Source organism: Intestinimonas sp. MSJ-38 (assembly GCF_018917925.1).
Classification (GTDB): domain Bacteria; phylum Bacillota; class Clostridia; order Oscillospirales; family Butyricicoccaceae; genus Pseudobutyricicoccus.
Window position 1 is genome coordinate 1 of record NZ_JAHLPO010000065.1, and the last position, 1623, is coordinate 1623.

The window sequence follows — 1623 nt, forward strand, 5'->3', positions numbered from 1 at the left end:
TGATGGTGAAAAACTCCAAGACCCAGGATGGCCGGGTGGAGGTTATCGCCAAAGCGGAGGACGCCGGGCGGATCAATCGAATTATCGAGCGCCTGGGGTACCCGGCCCCCACCAGGGAGAGTGAGGGAAAAAACGCTGTGACCCGTACTCTGTCAAAGGAAGAATCCAAAGAGTACGGGAGTTTCAACGAGCGCAGCACTATGAATACGAGGACGAATGAAGAGAGAAAGCGTCCTTCGGTGCGCGATCGGGTGGAAAAAGCAAAAGCGGCGCTCCAGAAATCTATGGGGAAAAACAAAGTGCGGGAACATACCGCCGAAAGAAGGAGATGAGAAACGATGAAACACAGACAGGGGCTTGCAGCAGCTCTGTTGTTTTGCGTCATGTGTACGCCGGTGTTGATGGGAGCAGCAGCTGAGCCGGAACCGGAAACACAGGACGGAGAGACAGCTCAAGTGGAGACTCCGCCCCAGCCTGCGCTGTATCCTATTGACATCGTATATAGCGAGAATGATACAGCCTGGCACCTGGAAAAGGTTTATCAGCTGGATGCCAGTGCCGATCCGTCGGTGATCCCCACAGAGAACTTTGAGCAGGAAGGACGGGAATATGTGTTCCTGGATCTTCTGGCCGAAGATCAACGGGAAACCGATACCAAGGAACACACCCAGCAGATCACCCAGGAATCCTCCACCAAGGATACAGAGACGGTATTGAAGAATCTGGCTCCTACTCTGGAGTATGCCGGGGAGGATGGATACATGGGTGTCCTTACTCTGGATACAGCCAGTGTCAAAGTGGAAGCTTCGGGTTATGGCAGCCGGAACAAGAATGTGACAGCCACCCGCACCTATCCCAATCTGGCCGATGCCGATACATCCTACATTCCCAAAACGGTGGAGGAAAACGGCTGCACTATGGAGCTGGTGGATGTGTCCTGGCAAACGGCAGCAGCTGAGGAAGTCAGCGGTCAGAGTGTGGCCACCCGCTATACTGCGGTGGCCAGCTATGCCGGAACAAAAACCAGCCGGTATGTGAAGGGTTATGTGGTGACGGCCGACTATGTGGGCAATGTGAGCCGTACGACCAACAACAGCATCCTGTACACGGCGCTCTTCTCTGCCGTGAAGGAGCAGGAGCCGGAGAAAGGCAATCTCTCGTATGGAGCGTTGATCGGCATCCCGGTGGCGGCCTTGGCCGGAGGAGCTGGCACGGCAGCTGGGATCACAGGCTGGCGGAAATACAAAAGAAAGAAGGGTATCAAATGATGAAACGACAGATTGCAGTCGCCTGCGCATTAGCTGCTGCACTGAGCCCGTGGGCATTGGCGGCGGATTATACATTCTACGGGCCATCCGAGGGAATGTTTGCTCGCCCCACATCGGATCATACGATTTATGTGGACAAGCCGCAGATCAATGTGGACCGGAGCAAAAACACAGCCCTGATCCCTCCGGCTTTTGGCAGCGCCGCATCCTATCTGCCTGGCAGCGGAACGGCCCTGACCCCGAACCTGACCCCTGGGGGCAGCGGGATCGTTTCTGGTGGAGGTACATCCAATGTAGTGACACCGCCTACCACATCGGGCAACACCAATACGGGCAACACCGGCTCGGGGAGTTA

The 1623-nt window shown here is 55.7% G+C and carries 2 protein-coding genes and 1 pseudogene; all 3 read left to right on the forward strand.

Annotation, left to right across the window (positions count from 1 at the left end; translation table 11 throughout):
• On the forward strand, positions 1 to 332 hold a 332-nt coding region (locus KQI26_RS15050), incomplete at its 5' end, for a DUF3801 domain-containing protein (RefSeq protein ID WP_216505049.1).
• 6 nt (positions 333 to 338) lie between these two features.
• On the forward strand, positions 339 to 1268 hold the full coding sequence (locus KQI26_RS15055; RefSeq protein WP_216505050.1) for a hypothetical protein: 930 nt from the start codon (positions 339 to 341) through the stop codon (positions 1266 to 1268).
• Positions 1265 to 1623, forward strand: a pseudogene (locus tag KQI26_RS15060) (sortase); the annotation flags it as partial. The gene KQI26_RS15055 and the pseudogene KQI26_RS15060, both read left to right, overlap by 4 nt.